Origin of the sequence: Pseudomonas brassicacearum, assembly GCF_003732265.1 — a bacterium.
Lineage (GTDB): Bacteria > Pseudomonadota > Gammaproteobacteria > Pseudomonadales > Pseudomonadaceae > Aquipseudomonas > Aquipseudomonas brassicacearum_D.
The window spans coordinates 1-250 of the sequence record NZ_MOBK01000299.1 but is presented as its reverse complement, the minus strand read 5'-3'; the positions used below and the strand labels follow the sequence as shown (position 1 = coordinate 250).

Below are 250 nucleotides of genomic sequence, written 5' to 3'. Positions count from 1 at the left end.
AGCAAGGTCATCGGTACGATCAGGATCACCGCCAGTGGCAGGCTCCAGCTTTCGTATTGAGCCGCGAGTACCAGGAACGCCAGCAGTACGCAGAGCGGGAACACGAACAGTGCGGTGTTACCGGACAGAATCTGCTGGTAGGTCAGGTCGGTCCACTCGTAGGTCATGCCGTTCGGAAGTTCTTCCTTGAGCAGTTTCTCGATGGCTTTTTCGGCCTGGCCGGAGCTGTAGCCGGGGGCTGCTGCACCGT

At 59.2% G+C, this 250-nt stretch carries 1 protein-coding gene; it reads right to left on the bottom strand.

The features are described 5' to 3' along the window. The coding region (locus tag BK660_RS31385; RefSeq protein WP_148057528.1) for an efflux RND transporter permease subunit at positions 1–250 on the bottom strand (250 nt) is incomplete at both ends.